Below are 16,231 nucleotides of genomic sequence, written 5' to 3'. Positions count from 1 at the left end.
GGGCGCCGGGACCCCCGTTTAGACTGGACGCATGCTGGATCCGGAAGACCTGTTCGAGATCGAGGGCGACCTCTCCGAGATCCCGCGCGGGCTGCACCTCGTCGCGGGCCTGACCGGCTCGGCCGACGCCGGGGGAGCGGTGGGGCAGCTGGGGGAGTACCTCTTCGAGACCCTCGAGCACCGCGGGGTCGCGGTCTTCGACCAGGATCAGCTGCTCGACTACCGGGCCCGCCGCCCCATCATCACGTTCGACCAGGACCACCTGACGGACTACCGTCCTGCGATGCTCCGGCTCTCGCTCGCGCACGACGAGCTGCACCAGCCGTTCCTCCTGCTCACCGGCTTCGAGCCCGACTTCCAGTGGGAGCGGTTCACCCGCGCGGTGGTCTCCCTCCTCGAGCGGCTCGACGTCGCCTCGACCACGTGGGTCCAGGCGATCCCGATGCCCGTGCCGCACACCCGGCCCGTAGGCGTCACCGTGAGCGGCAACCGCGAGGACCTGATCGAGGCGATGTCGGTCTGGAAGCCGCACACGCAGGTGCCCTCGAACGTCCTCCACCTGCTCGAGCTGCGCCTCTACGAGCGCGGTCTGACCGTGGTCGGCTTCGCGCTGCTCATCCCCCACTACCTGTCGGACACCGAGTACCCGCAGGCGGCGGTCGCGGCGCTCGAGAGCATCTCGGCGTCGACCGGCCTCATCTTCCCGACGGACCGCCTGCGCGAGAGCGGGCGGGAGTTCCTCGGCAAGGTCGACGAGCAGGTCGGCGGCAACGACGAGCTGCAGAAGCTGGTCTCGGCCCTCGAGGCGCGGCACGACACCTACATGGAGGGGACGAGCCTCCGCTCGCCGCTCACCGACGAGGACGGCTTCGTGCCCAGCGCCGACGCGATCGCCGCCGAGCTCGAGAAGTTCCTCGCGATCCGCCGCCCGGGCGAGGAGCCCACCGCCTCCTGAGCGGCCGTAGGATCGGACGAGTGCGTGATCGTCGAGCCTGGTTCGTCTTCGGTGCCGGAGCGTTCGCCTACCTCGTCGCGGTCCTGGACCGCACGACGCTGGGCGTCGCAGGAGTGGACGCCGCGGAGCGGTTCGGGGTGGCCGCCGCCGTCCTCTCGTCGCTCGCCGTCGTCCAGCTGATCGTCTACGCCGGGATGCAGATCCCGGTCGGGATCCTCATCGACCGGTTCGGCCCGCGGACCCTGATCCTCTCGGGCACGGCCCTGATGATGGCGGGCCAGGTCGTGGTCGCGATCGCGCCGGGCATCGGCGTCGCGATCGTCGGGCGGATCCTGCTGGGAGCGGGGGACGCCGCGATCTTCACCTCCGTGATCCGCCTCACGGTCACCTGGTTCAGCGGACCGATCGTGCCGCAGCTCTCGCAGTGGATCGGCAACATCGGCCAGGTGGGCCAGATCCTCTCCGCACTCCCGTTCGCGGCGATCCTCCACACGTTCGGCTGGGAGCCCGCGTTCCTCAGCGCCGCCGGCCTCGGGGCCGTGTCCTTCCTCGGCGTGCTCCTCCTGGTCGCCGACGTCCCGCCGCGCACCGAGCCGATCACCCTGGTGCCGCCGACGCTCCGGGCGACGATCGCGCAGCTCGGAGTGAGCCTGCGCCGGCCGGGGACGCAGCTCGGCTTCTGGTCGCACTTCGTCACGCAGTCCTCCGGCACGGTCTTCACGCTCCTCTGGGGCTACCCCTTCCTCGTCTACGCGATCGGCCTGCCGCCGACCGTCGCCGCGCCGACCCTCACGATCGTCGTGATCGCGGGGATCGTCGTCGGGCCCGTGCTCGGCGTCCTGACCGCCCGCCACCCCATGCGCCGCAGCAACCTCGTGCTCGGGATCGTCTCGGCGATGGCGGTCGCCTGGACCGTCGTGCTGCTCTGGCCCGGCGTCCCGCCGTACTGGCTCGTGGTGCTGCTCCTGATCGTCGTCGGAGCGGGCGGCCCCGGCTCCATGATCGGGTTCGACTTCGCCCGCACGTTCAACCCCTCGCGGAGCCTCGGCGCGGCGAACGGAGTCGTCAACGTGGGCGGGTTCCTGGCCAGCTTCACGATGATGTTCGCGATCGGCCTGATCCTCGACGCACTGGCCGGTCCCGGTGCCTCCTCCGAGCAGACCTACTCGCTCGAGCACTTCCGCCTGGCGTGGTGCGTGCAGTACGTGGTGGTCGGCGCCGGAGTCGTCGGACTCGTCGTCGCGCGCCGCCGGACCCGCCGCCGCCTGGCCGAGGACGAGGGAATAACCGTGGCCCCTCTCTGGGTTGCACTGAGTGACCGGATGCGCCGCGGCCGCGCGGGGCGCTGACGGTCGTCCCCGTCGATCCGCCCTTCTGCAGACGCGATGTCCCAGCGGAACGGCCCGGATCCCGCCGGATCGAGCCCCACTCGCACCGCACCGCACGGCTGCACTACTCAGACGTGCAATAATTGTCAATAGGACCCGTTCGGGTCGAGGAGCACCAGGCCCACGTCGGGCGTGCGACGTCCTCGACTTGACATGGGTCCTCGTAATGCCCACCGACGGACGACGCCCTCCCGCGCCGCCCGCCCCCGGGACGCAACGGATGGAGAGGTGCCGCCATGGCCACCAGAGCTACCAAGACCGCAACGCTCGACGCCGTCGACGACGACGTGACGACGACCACCAAGAAGCCCGCGACGCGCAAGCCCGCGGCGAAGACCACGGCGGCCAAGACCACCGCGGCCAAGACGACCCGCTCGCGCGCCACGACCAAGGCCGCCGCTCCCGCCGACACCGAGGAGGAGCCGACCGACGCCGTCGAGCCCGACGAGGCAGCGGAGGAGGAGGAGACCGAGGTCGTCGCCGAGGACACCGAGACCGACGCCAAGGACGACGCGGAGACGCCGGAGGCCCCGGCCGCCGCTGCCGTCGCCGCTCCGGCCGAGCCGCTCCCGAGCGGTGCGCTCGTCCTGTCGTTCGGCGGAGAGGACGACGAGGTCCCGGTCTACTCGACCGCGATCACCGGTGCCACCGCCGACCCGGTCAAGGACTACCTGAAGCAGATCGGCAAGGTCGCGCTCCTGAACGCGGCCGAGGAGGTCGAGCTCGCGATGCGCATCGAGGCCGGCCTGTTCGCCGAGGACAAGCTCGCCAACTCGACCGACCTCAGCCCGGAGCTCGTCCGCGAGCTGCGCTGGGTCGCGAAGGACGGCCAGCGCGCGAAGAGCCACCTGCTCGGAGCGAACCTCCGGCTCGTCGTCAGCCTCGCGAAGCGCTACACCGGTCGCGGGATGCAGTTCCTCGACCTCATCCAGGAGGGCAACCTGGGCCTCATCCGTGCGGTCGAGAAGTTCGACTACACCAAGGGCTTCAAGTTCTCGACCTACGCCACGTGGTGGATCCGCCAGGCGATCACCCGCGCGATGGCCGACCAGGCCCGCACCATCCGCATCCCGGTGCACATGGTCGAGGTCATCAACAAGCTGGCCCGCGTGCAGCGCCAGATGCTCCAGGACCTGGGCCGCGAGCCCACGCCCGAGGAGCTCTCGCGCGAGCTCGACATGACTCCCGAGAAGGTCATCGAGGTGCAGAAGTACGGGCGCGAGCCGATCTCGCTGCACACGCCCCTGGGTGAGGACGGCGACAGCGAGTTCGGCGACCTCATCGAGGACACCGAGGCGGTCGTCCCGGCCGACGCCGTGGGCTTCACCATGCTGCAGAAGCAGCTGGAGTCGCTGCTCGACTCGCTCTCGGAGCGCGAGGCCGGCGTGATCCGCATGCGCTTCGGCCTCGGCGACGGCATGCCGAAGACGCTCGACCAGATCGGCGACACCTTCGGCGTGACGCGCGAGCGCATCCGCCAGATCGAGTCCAAGACGATGGCCAAGCTCCGCCACCCGTCCCGCTCGCAGTCGCTCCGCGACTACCTCGAGTAGGCCGGTGATCCGCTACGCGCCGGCGGTCCTCCTCGGGAGGGCCGCCCGGTTCGCCGCGCGGGTCCGGAAGCCCGGCGGGGGATCCGCCGTGCCCGGACTCGTGGTGAACCGCGTCGCGCCCGGATTCCTGCCCGCGGTGCTCGACGGATTCCGGGACGGCCTCGTGGTCGTCACGGGATCGGCGGGCAAGTCGACCACGACCAAGATGCTGGTCGCGGTGCTCCGCGCGCACGGGCTCCGGGTCTTCACCAACCCCTCGACGGCCAACATCGCCCAGGGGCTGACCTCCGCGCTCCTGGAGCAGGCGGACCTCCGCGGACGGATCGACGCCGACATCGCCGTCCTCGAGATGGACGAGGGTCACGGCGCGCGCCTCGCGCCCCGGATGCGCCCCCGCGTCGTCCTGCTGACGAACGTGGTGGTCGACCAGATCGACCGCTTCTTCGATCCGGCCATGGTCGCCCGGATGCTCGGCACCATCGCCTCCCGCGCGACCGGTCCCGTCGTGCTGAACGCCGACGACCGCCACGTCGCCGATGTCGCGACCTCCCTCCCCGGCGAGCGGATCCGCTGGTACGGCGTCTCCTCCTCCGTCCGCGACTCCGCGTCCGGCGGTCTCGGCTACGCCGCAGAGGCGGAGGCCGGGACCGACCGTGCGACCACCGTCGTCGAGAGCACGACGGGAGCGGCCGCGCGCATCATCAGCGACGGCGACCCGCTCGAGGTCCGGCTCCCCGCACGGGGCGTCCACTACGCGGTGGACGCCGCGGCGGCCGTCTCCACGGCCCGCGCCGTGCTCGCTGAGCGCTTCGACCCGGCCCTCGCCGCCTCCGCGCTCTCGAGCATCGACCCCGTCTTCGGGCGGGGCGAGATCGTCACCGTGCGCGGCCACGAGGTCGAGTTCGTCCTGGTCCAGAACCCGGCGAGCTACCGCCTGAACATCGCGGAGATCCCCGAGGGGACCGAGCAGATCATGCTCGCGATCGGCTCCGACGTCCGAGACCCCTCCTACTTCTGGCCCGTGGACACCTCCGTGCTCGGGCACGTCAGAGTCGTCTCGGGGTCGAAGGCGCACGAGGCGGCGCTGCACCTGCGCTACGACGGCGTGCGCGTCGACTCCGTCGACGAGGACCTGGGTCGCGCGCTCGACGCGTTCCTCGCTCTGCCGACCCCCGCCTCCGGCCGGAAGACCATCGTCTTCTCGGCCGATTCGATGCGCCGCACCCGTGCGCACCTGCAGCTCGTCACCAACCGCGAGGAGACCGCGTGACCACCCTCCGCATCGCCGTGCTCGCTCCCGACGTCCTGGACAGCAACGGCGACGCGGCGAACGCCCGGGTCCTCGCGGCTCGGGCGCGCTGGTCGGGCGTCGAGGCGGAGGTGGTGCCGCTGGCGACCGCCTCCGACGCCGAGGTCCGTCCGGACGTCCTTGTCGCCGGGACGGGAGCGGACGAGGACCTCCCGGGCGTCCTGGCATTCCTCCACGAGATCGCGCCGACGCTGCGGGCCTGGGTCGACCAGGGCACCCAGGTGGTCGCGGTCGGGGCCGGCTGGGAGATGCTGGCCGGTTCGATCAGCACGGCCGCGGGCGGCGCCCGGGGGATCGGACTGTTCCCCGGAGACTCGGTCACGGGCGAGCGCGCGACCGACGACCTCCTCGTCGAGACGCCGGGCGGTGTCCTCGTCGGCTTCGAGAACCACGAGCGCCGGATGACCGGGATCCCGCTCGAGCACGCGCTCGGCCGAGTGCTGCACGGCACCGGCGACGGCGCCGGCCACGAGGGCTACGCGGTGGGAGGCCTTCTGGGCACGCACCTGCACGGCCCCGTCCTCGCGAAGAACCCCTCGCTCGCGGACGCGATCCTGCGGCGCGCCCTCGGCGACGCCTACTCCCCGTCGGACGAGCGTCTCCGCCTGGTCGATGAAACGGCACGAGCCGCTCGCGATGTGATCGCGAAGCGGCTCGGTGTCGGTCGGTAGGGCGCTGACGCGCCGTCCGGGCTGATCGGGGACGCGCTAGGGGCGCTGCTCCTCGAAGAGTCGGGCGGACTCGTCGTGCCAGCTCTGGGCGATGCTGGAGAGCTTCTCCTGGTACTTCTTCCCGTGGTGTGCGCAGAACAGCAGTTCTCCGTTGTTCACGACCACTCGGATGTACGCCTGGGCACCGCAGCTGTCGCAGCGGTCGGCGGCGGAGAGCTGGTGGGCACCGGCGAGCTCGTCCACGCCGTTCTGGGTTGCTGTGGTCGACATGACTTGGCCTCCTGCACTCGGTCTTCGATCTCTGCTTAGTGGAACCCATCCAAGCACGCGATTGTTTCCGCACGGAGTCGATCGGTCGGCATTTCGCTCTGCGCGTAGGGGCCCCGCGCCGAGCGGCCATCGTGCTGTCGCCGGGTGCCGCGCCACCGCGGCCGGAGCGGTTCCCGAAAGTAGACTGGGCGGATGGCCTCCACCGACTACAACGCCCGCCACCTCTCCGTCCTCGAGGGTCTCGAGGCGGTCCGGAAGCGGCCCGGCATGTACATCGGATCGACCGACTCGCGCGGCCTCATGCACTGCCTCTGGGAGGTCATCGACAACTCCGTCGACGAGGCGCTGGCCGGGCACGGGACCGAGATCAGCGTGCTCCTGCACGCCGACGGCAGCGTCGAGGTGCGCGACCGCGCGCGCGGGATCCCGGTCGACATCGAGCCGAAGACGGGGCTCTCCGGAGTCGAGGTCGTGTTCACCAAGCTGCACGCGGGCGGCAAGTTCGGCTCGGGATCCTACGCGGCGTCCGGCGGTCTGCACGGCGTCGGCGCCTCCGTGGTCAACGCGCTCTCGGAGCGCCTGGACGTCGAGGTCGACCGCAACGGCCGCACCTACCGGATGTCGTTCCACCGGGGGGAGCCCGGGCGCTTCGCCGACGCGGGCGAGCCCACCCCCGACGCTCCGTTCACGCCGTTCGAGAACGGGTCGGAGCTGACGGTCGTCGGGAAGGTCGCCAAGGGCGTCACCGGAACGCGCGTGCGCTACTGGGCCGACCGCCAGATCTTCACGAAGGGCGCCTCGTTCCAGACGGACGACCTGGTGACGCGTGCCCGGCAGACCGCGTTCCTCGTCCCCGGCCTGACGATCGACATCGTCGACGACCGGGCGGACGAGCGCCGCGCCGAGATGTTCCGCTACGACGGTGGCATCTCGGAGTTCGTCGAGTTCCTCGCCCCCGACGCTCCCGTGACCGAGGTGCTGCGCCTCACCGGCTCCGGCACCTTCACCGAGACCGTGCCGGTGCTGACCCCCGGCGGCGCCATGGTGCCCACCGAGGTGGAGCGCACCTGCGAGGTCGACATCGCCCTGCGCTGGGGCACCGGCTACGAGACGGTGATGCGCAGCTTCGTGAACATCATCTCGACGCCCAAGGGCGGGACGCACCAGACCGGCTTCGAGCAGGGCCTGCTGAAGCTGCTCCGCTCCCAGGTGGAGGCGAACGCCCGCCGCCTCAAGGTCGGCTCGGACAAGCTCGAGAAGGACGACGTCCTCGCCGGGCTCAGCGCCGTGCTGACCGTGCGGCTCCCTGAGCCGCAGTTCGAAGGCCAGACGAAGGAGGTGCTGGGCACGCCCGCCGTCCGCGCGATCGTCGCCTCCACCATCGCCTCGACGCTGGGCGCGGTGGTCTCCTCGACGCGCCGCGAGGACAAAGCGCAGACCTCCCAGCTCCTCGAGAAGGTCGTCGCCGAGATGAAGTCGCGGATCTCGGCCCGCGCGCACAAGGAGACGCAGCGCCGCAAGAACGCGCTGGAGTCCTCCTCCCTTCCGGCGAAGCTGGTCGACTGCCGCAGCAGCGACGTCGAGAACAGCGAGCTCTTCATCGTCGAGGGCGACTCCGCCCTCGGCACCGCCAAGCTCGCCCGAAACAGCGAGTACCAGGCCCTGCTGCCGATCCGGGGGAAGATCCTCAACACGCAGAAGGCGAGCATCGCCGACATGCTCTCGAACGCCGAGTGCGCCTCGATGATCCAGGTGATCGGAGCCGGCTCCGGCCGCTCCTTCGACCTCTCGGCCGCCCGCTACGGGAAGATCATCCTGATGAGCGACGCCGACGTCGACGGGGCCCACATCCGCACCCTGCTGCTCACGCTCTTCTTCCGCTACATGCGGCCGCTCGTCGAGGCGGGGCGCGTCTTCGCCGCCGTGCCTCCGCTGCATCGGCTCGTGGTGATGAACGCGGGGAAGAAGCCGAACGAGACGATCTACACCTACTCCGAGAAGGAGCTGCAGAGCGTGCTCGCGGCCCTCGGCAAGGCGGGCCGCCGCTACCAGGACCCGATCCAGCGCTACAAGGGGCTCGGCGAGATGGACGCGGACCAGCTGGCCACGACGACCATGGACCGCTCCCGCCGCACCCTCCGCCGGGTGCGGGTCGCCGACGCGGAGAACGCCGGCCGGGTGTTCGAGCTGCTGATGGGCAACGACGTGGCACCCCGCAAGGAGTTCATCGTCCGCGGGTCCGAGTCGCTGTCGCGGGACCGCATCGACGTCTGAGCCGCGGGGCTCAGAACACCTCGGGCGCCGCTCCGATCGTCGCGATCGGCGCCGCGAGCGCCACGCCGGAGCCGTCGCGCTTCATCCCGGAGTCGGGCAGCGCGGCGACCGAGCCGTCGGCCTCGAGCGCGTGCGCGGGACCGGGGCCGACCCACGCCACTCCGAGGGCGGTCTCACCCTTGAGGAAGCGCTGCGCACGGACTCCGCCGGTGGCCCTGCCCTTGGCGGGGAACTCCGAGAACGGCGAGACCTTCGCACTGCCGGTGTCGGTCCCCGAGAGGGCCCAGCTGTCGACGGCGACCGTCGCGACGACGGCCTCGTCCCGGTCCTCGGCGGCGACGACGGCGAAGTGCACGACGTCGTCGGTCTCGGCCAGCTTGACCCCGGCCATCCCCGCGGCGGTCCGGCCCTGAGGGCGGACGGCGGACGCGGGGAAGCGCAGCAGCTGGGCCTCGCCGGTGACGAAGACCAGCTCGTCCTCCTCCGCCGACGCGGCCGCGCCCACGACGGCGTCCTTCGGCTTCAGGGCGATGAGCTCGATGTCCGGGCGGTTGGGCAGCTCGCCCGGCGCGACGCGCTTGACGACGCCCTGCTGGGTGCCGAGCGCGATCGGCCGCTCGTCGTCGAGGGCGACGAGCGCGAGCACCCGCTCGTCCTTCGCCAGGTGCGGGAGGTAGTCGCTCATGCGCACGCCCGCGCCCAGCTGCACCGAGGAGGAGGGGACGGCGGGCACGTCGACCGGCGAGAAGCGGAGGAGCCGACCGGCGCTGGTGACCGCGCCGATCTCCGTCCGGCTGGTCGTGTCGAGCACGCTGAGGACGGCGTCGTGCTTCGAGCGGCGCGTGGCGCGCTCGGGGTGGGGAGCGGCCTCGGGGTCGCGGTCGACCCGCACCATGCGGCCGGTGGTGCTCAGCAGCACCCGGCAGGGCACGTCCGCGATCTCGAGCACCGCGGCGGCCTTTCGCCCGGTGGTGGCGACGGAGGGACGCGCCTCGGTGAGCAGGGTGCGCCGCGGGGTCCCGAGGCGCTGGGCGACCTCGTCGAGCTCGTCCGAGACCAGCTCGTCGATCCGTGAGCGGCTGGCGAGGAGGGCCTCGAGCTCGGCGATCTCGGCGAGGAGGGTGTCGCGCTCGGTCTCGAGCTCGATGCGCGAGAACTTCGTGAGGCGGCGGAGCTGGAGCTCGAGGATGTAGTCGGCCTGCAGGGTGCTGAGGTCGAAGACCTCGATCAGCCGGGCCCGCGCCGCCGCGGTGTCGTCGCTCCCGCGGATCAGCTGGATGACCTCGTCGATGTCGAGGATCGCGATGAGCAGGCCCTCGACCAGGTGCAGCCGCTCCTGGCGCTTGCGCAGTCGGTAGCGGGTCCGCCGGGTGACGACCTGCACCCGGTGGCCGATGTAGACCTGCAGCAGCTCCTTCAGGCCGAGGGTGCGCGGGCCGCCGTCGACCAGCGCGACGTTGTTGATCGAGAACGCGTCCTCGAGGGGCGTGTAGCGGTAGAGCTGCTCGAGGACGGCCTCCGGGCTGAAGCCGGTCTTGATCCCGATGACGAGCCGGAGGCCGTTGTCCCGGTCCGTCAGGTCGGTGACGTCCGAGATGCCGCTGAGCTTCTTGTTCTGGACGCCGTCCTTGATCTTGTCGATGACCTTCTCGGCGCCGACGAGGTAGGGCAGCTCGGTGACGACCAGGCCGGACTTGCGCGCGGTGATGCTCTCGACCGAGACGCGGGCGCGGGTCTTGAAGCCGCCCCGGCCGGTCGCGTAGGCGTCGCGCACGCCGGCGAGGCCGACGATCGTGCCACCGCTCGGGAAGTCCGGTCCGGGGACGAACGACATCAGGTCGTCCAGGGACGCGTCGGGATGGGCGATCAGGTGCCGGGCCGCCCCGATCACCTCCACGAGGTTGTGGGGCGCCATGTTCGTCGCCATGCCGACGGCGATGCCGCTGGCCCCGTTGACCAGCAGGTTCGGGAACGCGGAGGGGAGGACCTCGGGCTGGTCGTGCGAGTTGTCGTAGTTCGGGACGAAGTCGACGACGTCCTCGCCGAGGTGCTCGGTCATGGCCGTGGCGGCCGGGGCGAGGCGGGCCTCGGTGTAGCGGGCCGCGGCCGGGCCGTCGTCGAGGGAGCCGAAGTTGCCGTGCCCGTCGACGAGGGCGACCCTCATCGTGAACGGCTGGGCGAGGCGGACGAGTGAGTCGTAGATCGAGGCGTCGCCGTGCGGGTGCAGCTTGCCCATCACCTCGCCGACCACCCGCGCCGACTTCACGTGGCCGTGATCGGGCCGCAGCCCCATCTCGCTCATCATGTAGAGGATCCGGCGCTGCACCGGCTTGAGGCCGTCGCGGGCGTCGGGCAGGGCCCGCGAGTAGATGACCGAGTACGCGTACTCGAGGAAGGACCCCTCCATCTCGGCCGAGACGTCGACGTCCTCGATGCGCTCGGTGAGCGAGGATCCGGAGGAGGGGGCTGCAGCGTTCATGACTCGATTCGGTGGCGGGCGCGGGGCGGCGGCGGGGGACTGCACCGCCCTGCGACGCTCGACGGGACGGGCGGAGCGGAGACGGCGCCTCGCGGACGGGACCGGCCCTCCCGTTCCCGCGGACTCTCCGCCGCACCGGCCCGGCGGGGACGGCGGCGCTGTGCGAAACTGGGCGCGATGACCCACATGCTACCGCCAGCCCCCGACGGGCGGCGGAGCCTCGCCGACGTCCTGCCGGGCGCCCTCGACGCGCTCCTGGGCCGCCCCGGCCTCTTCGGCTCGCCCCGCGTCGAGCGGATCGTGGTCGTCCTCGTCGACGGCCTGGGTGCCGCGAACCTCCGCCAGCGCGGGGGCCACTCGCGCACACTCGCTCCGGCCCTCAACCGCGGCACCACGCTCGTCTCGGGCTTCCCGACGACCACCGCGGCGGCCCTGGCGAGCCTGACGACGGGCCTGCGCCCGGGCGGGCACGGGATGGTCGGCTACCGCGTGCTCGACCGCGCCTCCGACCGCCTGGTCAACCAGCTCTCCGGCTGGGACGAGGGCATGGTGCCCGAGACGTGGCAGCCCCACCCCACGGTCTTCGAGCAGGCCTCGGCCGCCGGTGTCCGGGCCGGAGTGATCGGCCCCGCGCGGTACGCCCGCTCCGGTCTCACGCGGGCTATCCTGCGCGGCGCCGAGTACCACTCCGCCGGCGGCGTCGCCGAGCGCTTCACGGCGGCGCGCGCCCTGCTCGACGAGGGCGGCCGGCAGCTCGTGTACCTCTACGTCCCCGAGCTCGACCAGGCGGCGCACGCGCGCGGCTGGGAGTCGCCGGAGTGGACGGCAGCGCTCGAGCTCCTGGACGGCGAGGTCGGCGGAGCGGTCCGCGGGCTCTCCGCCCGCGAGAGCGTGCTGGTCACCGCCGACCACGGCATCGTGGACGTTCCGGCGTCCTCGCACGTGCTCGTCGAGCGGGGACCGCTGCTCGAGGGCGTCCGGCACCTCGGCGGAGAGCCCCGCTGCCTGCAGCTGCACCTCGAGCCGGGTGTGGACCCCGACGAGGTGGCGCGGCGCTGGATCGAGGCGGAGGGCGCACGCGCCTGGATCGCGACGCGCGACGAGGTCGCCGTGAGCGGCTGGTTCGGCGAGGTCTCTCCGGCGGCGGCCGAGCGGATGGGCGACGTGTTCGTCGCGGCGCGGAGGACCATCGCCTACTACGCGGCGGACGACTCCTCCGGCCGCTCCATGATCGGGCAGCACGGGTCGCTCACGCCGGAGGAGACGAAGGTGCCGCTCCTCCGCTTCGGCGCGCTGGCCTGAGCCGGGCCGGAGGGACGGGGGGCACCGTCCGCCCCGGCGGAGCCGCGCCGGCGGAGGATCAGTCGTCGCTGCGCGCTCCGAAGACGATCTCGTCCCAGCTCGGCATCGACGCCCGCCCCCTGCGGAGGCTCCCGCGCACGCCCGACGGCTGCTCGGGGACCGGGGGAGCGGTGCGCGGCGGCTCCGGTGCCTTCTCGACGGGAGGAGCGGCCTCGGCCTCGGGCTCCGGCTCCTCGCGGACGCGGAGGCTCGAGGCGTGATCGCGCTCGCCCCGGCGGCGCCGCAGGGCGTCGAGCAGGTCGGCGGTGTCGTTGAGGTTGCGCTCGCGCTGCTCCGTCGTGCTCGTGACGGGGCGGGGGAGCGTCGAGATCGGGCGCGGGGTCTCGGAGAGGGCCGGCTGCGGCTCCGTGTCGGAGGGGCGGACGGCGGCCGGCCGGGCGTGCGGCATCGCGGCGGGGCGGCCGGCGGTGGGGTGGTCGGCCCGGGCGGAGCGGCTCGGCGCCTCCGCGGACTCCGTGTCGAAGCGCGTGGCGAGCTCGTCGACGGCTGCGGGGATGACGGCGCGCAGGCGCGGGATGAGGGTCGGCCGGATCTCGCCCTGCTGCGAGAGCGTGATCGCCTCGGAGGTCAGCGGCGACAGCAGCGCCTTCCGCGGGTCGAAGCGCCAGCGGGCGTCGTGGTCGATCTCGTCCGAGCGGAAGAGGAGCTTGACGACCCAGCCCTCCTCCTCCTTCCAGCTCGACCACTGCTCGCCCTCGGCGCCGAGCGACGCGAGGCGGTCGCGGATGACGTCGCCGAAGGGCGTGCCCTCCTCGAGGGGATCGGGGTCGGTGGTCGTGTAGACGCGCACGGCGAGGGCGGACGCGACGATGTGCTCGCGCTCGGCCGTGACGGGTCCCTCGAAGCGCTGGACGTAGCCCAGGTCGGCGCCCGTGAGCTCGGCGACCTCCTCGGCGGAGAGCCCGGAGCGGATGTGGGCCTGGATCTCACGGGGGGAGACGCGCTTCTCGCGCGGCGGGAGGGTGTGGACCCGCGGCCGCAGCTGGCTCTGCAGCGTCTCGTCGATGCGGACCGAGAAGCGCTCGCCGCCCTCGGACACGAGGACGAGCGATCCGCCCTCGACGCCGATCACCTTCAGTTCCATCATCGTGGGGACCCTCCTTCTGGACGCGGACCGGGCAAGGATGCCACGCGCCCGGGCGATCGGCCGGGAATACCCCGGGCGGGTCGAAAGTTGGTGCGGAAGGAGGCGGGGCGAGCGGGTGTCAAGAGCCGTTCGAGGTGGTTTGCGAATCGATGCGTCGTGATGCACACTGACCCCGCCGATTTGTTGAACAGCAGAAATAAGAAGTGGATGGGAATGGCTACGGACTACGACGCCCCCCGCAAGACCGATGACGACTCCGAGTCGATCGAGGCCCTGAAGGAGCGAGTCCCCGACAAGATGTCCGGAGTCGTCGACGTCGATGACGCCGACAACCCGGGCGGATTCGAACTGCCCGGTGCCGATCTGTCCGACCTCGATCTGGACGTCGTGGTCCTTCCGCCCCAGGCGGACGAGTTCACGTGCGTGAGCTGCTTCCTCGTGAAGCACCGCTCGCAGATCGACCACGAGGAGAAGCTCGGACCGATCTGCCTGGAGTGCGCCGCTTAAGCGCCTCCCGGCTCCGAAGGACGACCGCTCCGTCGCCGTGATCCCCGGATCGCGGCGACGATGTCGTCCGGGCGGCGAGTGGAGACCAGCCAGTACGGCGTCGGGTCGGCCGGATCCTCGATCGGGACCCGCACCACCTCCTTCACCCAGCCGCGGATGACCAGGTACGCCCGCGCGTCCAGGCGCGTCCCGCGCTCGGCGAACGCCTGGTCCCCCGAGTAGGAGGACGGCTCGCCCACGAGGTCCAGCGGGATGTGCGCGCGGCCGGCGCGCAGCTCCCCCTCCGCCACCTCGATCACGGGGGAGAGGGCCAGCAGCGACAGCACGCAGCCCGCGTACAGAACGACCGCGACGATCACCCCCACCGCGAGGTCGATGGGCGCGAACACCAGGATGCTGGCGGGGATCACGAGGGCGGTGGCGACGAAGAGCCAGGGCGCGGGCCACAGCCTCTCTCGGTAGGACGGCATGACCCTATTGGATCAGACGTTTGGTCTACCCTCGTCACGTGCCTGCAACCGTCGACGTCCCGATCACCGCGGACCGGCTCCCCTCCTACGCCCGTCCGGGCGACGCGGGAGCCGATCTCCACTCGACGGAGGACGTGGTGCTCGCCCCCGGCGAGCGCGCCTCCGTCGGCACAGGGGTGGCCGTCGCCCTCCCGGAGGGCCACGCCGGCTTCGTCGTCCCCCGCAGCGGGCTGGCCTTCAGGCACGGCATCACCGTCGTCAACGCCCCCGGAACGATCGACGCGGGCTACCGCGGCGAGATCCGGGTGGCGCTGCTGAACACCGACAGCCGCGAGACGTACCGCGTCTCGGCGGGGGACCGGATCGCGCAGCTCGTGATCGTCCCCGTCGTCCAGGCGAGGTTCACGGCCGTCGACGAGCTTCCCGAGTCGGTCCGCGGCACGGGCGGCTTCGGATCCACCGGGTACGCCGCCGGCGCCCAGGAGACCAGAATCCACGAGGAGAGCGCATGAGCGACATCCAGCCCACGGCCGGCGAGGCCGCCGAGCCCGTCCAGCAGGACTTCGAGAAGTCGGCGCCGGAGGACCGCGCGGAGGCCGGGCCCCTGGACGAGCGCGAGGCCAACCCGGTCCGCCCCTACATCGACCTCGGCGGGGTGAAGGTGCTTCCCCGCGAGGGCATGCACATCCGCCTCGAGGTCGAGGAGGGGACCAAGCGCGTCATCGCCGTCGGCCTCGACTACGCCGGGTCGACGCTGCAGGTGCAGCCCTTCTCCGCGCCGCGCTCCTCGGGCCTCTGGCACGAGATCCGCGGCCAGATCGCCGAGCAGATCGGCCGTCAGGGCGGATCGACGACGGAGCGCGACGGCGTCTTCGGTCCGGAGCTCGTCGCCGAGCTCCCGATCGCCGGCGGCCAGACCCGCGTCGCCCGGTTCGTCGGCGTCGACGGTCCGCGCTGGTTCCTCCGCGGCGTGATCGCCGGAGCCGGAGCCGTCGACGAGCAGGCGGCCGCCTCGGTCGAGGAGCTCTTCCGCAGCATCGTCGTGGTCCGCGGCAGCGGCCCGATGCCTCCGCGCGACCTGATCCCGCTGAAGGTGCCGACCGGCAGCCAGACCCAGCAGAGCGCGAGCTGACCGGCATGGAGCCGGTGCGGCCCGAGGACCCGGCCCGATCGGAGGAGCCGGTCCGGCCCGAGGTGGGCGACGCGATCGCGCAGGCCGCCCGCCGCTCGGGACTCGGCGCGGTCGCCGACGGCGAGCCGTTCGACGGGAAGGCGCTGCTGCGCACCATGGGCGGCGTCCGGGGGATCCTCGAGGCCGTCGTGCCCGGCATCGCCTTCGTCCTGCTCTACACGGTCACCTCGGAGCTGGTGCTCTCGCTGGTCGCATCCGTCGGGCTCGCCGTGGCGTTCACGGTGGCGCGGGTGCTCGGCCGGACGCCGGTGATTCAGGCCGTCGGCGGGCTGCTCGCCGTGGTGGTCTCGGCCGCACTGGCGCTGTTCACCGGGCGGGGCGTCGACAACTTCGCCCTGGGGCTGCTCACCAACCTCGTCTACGGGCTCGTCTTCCTCCTCTCCGTCCTCGTGCGCTGGCCCCTGATCGGCGTCGCCGCCGGCTTCCTGATGGGGGACGGCACCTCCTGGCGGTCCGATCGGCGCAAGCGCCGCCTCTTCGGCGCCCTGACCCTCGCGTGGGCGGGGCTCTTCCTCCTGCGCCTGGCCGTGCAGTACCCGCTGTTCCTCGCCGAGGACACCACGGCGCTGGGCATCTGGAAGCTGGCGCTGGGCCTGCCCCTGTACGCGCCGCTGCTGGTGCTCACCGTGCTCGCCGTCCGGGCCGAGTACCGCGGAGCCGGCGAGCGCGCCGATGCGGGCGATGCTCCGGATCGTGCATAGAATTGTCTCGACG

Annotated in this window: 15 protein-coding genes; 11 read left to right on the top strand and 4 right to left on the bottom strand. The window is 72.1% G+C overall.

Going from position 1 to position 16,231, the window contains the following annotated elements; translation table 11 throughout:
• The first annotated feature begins 31 nt into the window (after nt 1-31).
• The 5 genes from C5C49_RS00870 (at nt 32) to C5C49_RS00850 (ending at nt 5,876) form a co-directional block, all read left to right on the top strand.
• Entirely contained in the window at nt 32-955 is a 924-nt protein-coding gene (locus C5C49_RS00870; RefSeq protein WP_104225227.1) for a proteasome assembly chaperone family protein, read from the top strand.
• A 20-nt stretch (nt 956-975) separates the two neighbouring features.
• Entirely contained in the window at nt 976-2,304 is a 1,329-nt protein-coding gene (locus C5C49_RS00865; protein ID WP_104345199.1) for a nitrate/nitrite transporter, read from the top strand.
• 275 nt (nt 2,305-2,579) lie between these two features.
• Nucleotides 2,580-3,896 (top strand): RNA polymerase sigma factor, encoded by a 1,317-nt coding sequence (locus C5C49_RS00860; RefSeq protein WP_104232561.1) that lies wholly within the window; start codon nt 2,580-2,582, stop codon nt 3,894-3,896.
• A 4-nt stretch (nt 3,897-3,900) separates the two neighbouring features.
• Nucleotides 3,901-5,166: a Mur ligase family protein gene (locus tag C5C49_RS00855; RefSeq protein WP_104345198.1), complete on the top strand. Its 1,266-nt coding sequence runs from the start codon at nt 3,901-3,903 to the stop codon at nt 5,164-5,166.
• Nucleotides 5,163-5,876 (top strand): type 1 glutamine amidotransferase, encoded by a 714-nt coding sequence (locus C5C49_RS00850; protein ID WP_146084816.1) that lies wholly within the window; start codon nt 5,163-5,165, stop codon nt 5,874-5,876. Before C5C49_RS00855 ends, C5C49_RS00850 begins: the two co-directional genes overlap by 4 nt.
• Before the next feature lie 36 nt (nt 5,877-5,912).
• Here the strand turns inward: C5C49_RS00850 and C5C49_RS00845 are convergent, their stop codons facing one another.
• On the bottom strand, nt 5,913-6,146 hold the full coding sequence (locus tag C5C49_RS00845; RefSeq protein ID WP_068212876.1) for a hypothetical protein: 234 nt from the start codon (nt 6,144-6,146) through the stop codon (nt 5,913-5,915).
• Nucleotides 6,147-6,338: 192 nt separating this feature from the next.
• Between C5C49_RS00845 and C5C49_RS00840 the strand changes: the two genes are divergently transcribed.
• Entirely contained in the window at nt 6,339-8,420 is a 2,082-nt protein-coding gene (locus C5C49_RS00840) for a type IIA DNA topoisomerase subunit B (protein WP_104345196.1), read from the top strand.
• Between the two features lie 10 nt (nt 8,421-8,430).
• Here the strand turns inward: C5C49_RS00840 and C5C49_RS00835 are convergent, their stop codons facing one another.
• Nucleotides 8,431-10,899, bottom strand: a complete 2,469-nt coding sequence (locus tag C5C49_RS00835; protein WP_104222110.1) for a DNA topoisomerase (ATP-hydrolyzing) subunit A — start codon at nt 10,897-10,899, stop codon at nt 8,431-8,433.
• A gap of 177 nt (nt 10,900-11,076) precedes the next feature.
• Here C5C49_RS00835 and C5C49_RS00830 point away from each other — a divergent pair, with 177 nt between their 5' ends.
• Nucleotides 11,077-12,201, top strand: a complete 1,125-nt coding sequence (locus C5C49_RS00830; protein WP_258068335.1) for an alkaline phosphatase family protein — start codon at nt 11,077-11,079, stop codon at nt 12,199-12,201.
• Nucleotides 12,202-12,259: 58 nt separating this feature from the next.
• On the opposite strand, the gene sepH is transcribed toward C5C49_RS00830, so the two are convergent.
• Nucleotides 12,260-13,348, bottom strand: coding sequence for a septation protein SepH (gene sepH / locus C5C49_RS00825; RefSeq protein WP_104232567.1), 1,089 nt, complete (start codon nt 13,346-13,348; stop codon nt 12,260-12,262).
• Between the two features lie 213 nt (nt 13,349-13,561).
• Here sepH and C5C49_RS00820 point away from each other — a divergent pair, with 213 nt between their 5' ends.
• The gene (locus tag C5C49_RS00820) at nt 13,562-13,855 is read left to right on the top strand and encodes a DUF4193 domain-containing protein (RefSeq protein ID WP_055792269.1); all 294 of its coding nucleotides are present in this window, start codon (nt 13,562-13,564) and stop codon (nt 13,853-13,855) included.
• Here C5C49_RS00820 and C5C49_RS00815 read toward each other — a convergent pair.
• On the bottom strand, nt 13,852-14,325 hold the full coding sequence (locus C5C49_RS00815; RefSeq protein ID WP_104232568.1) for a DUF3093 domain-containing protein: 474 nt from the start codon (nt 14,323-14,325) through the stop codon (nt 13,852-13,854). The genes C5C49_RS00820 and C5C49_RS00815 overlap by 4 nt on opposite strands.
• 38 nt (nt 14,326-14,363) lie before the next feature.
• Between C5C49_RS00815 and dut the strand changes: the two genes are divergently transcribed.
• Genes dut through C5C49_RS00800 form a run of 3 tightly spaced genes read left to right on the top strand, consistent with a single transcriptional unit; the run spans nt 14,364 to nt 16,218 of the window.
• Entirely contained in the window at nt 14,364-14,837 is a 474-nt protein-coding gene (gene dut / locus C5C49_RS00810) for a dUTP diphosphatase (protein WP_104222105.1), read from the top strand.
• Nucleotides 14,834-15,457 carry a DUF3710 domain-containing protein gene (locus C5C49_RS00805; protein WP_104248032.1) on the top strand — a complete coding sequence of 208 codons (624 nt, stop codon included), beginning with the start codon at nt 14,834-14,836 and terminating at the stop codon, nt 15,455-15,457. The genes dut and C5C49_RS00805 overlap by 4 nt, the downstream gene beginning before the upstream one ends.
• 5 nt (nt 15,458-15,462) lie before the next feature.
• Entirely contained in the window at nt 15,463-16,218 is a 756-nt protein-coding gene (locus tag C5C49_RS00800) for a DUF3159 domain-containing protein (RefSeq protein WP_104273659.1), read from the top strand.
• The last annotated feature ends 13 nt before the right edge of the window (nt 16,219-16,231 follow it).

It is taken from the genome of Rathayibacter sp. AY1E2, assembly GCF_002932325.1.
In the GTDB taxonomy this organism is placed as follows: Bacteria; Actinomycetota; Actinomycetes; order Actinomycetales; family Microbacteriaceae; genus Rathayibacter.
The sequence above is the reverse complement of the archived record's forward strand: the minus strand, read 5'-3'. Positions and strand labels throughout refer to the sequence as shown.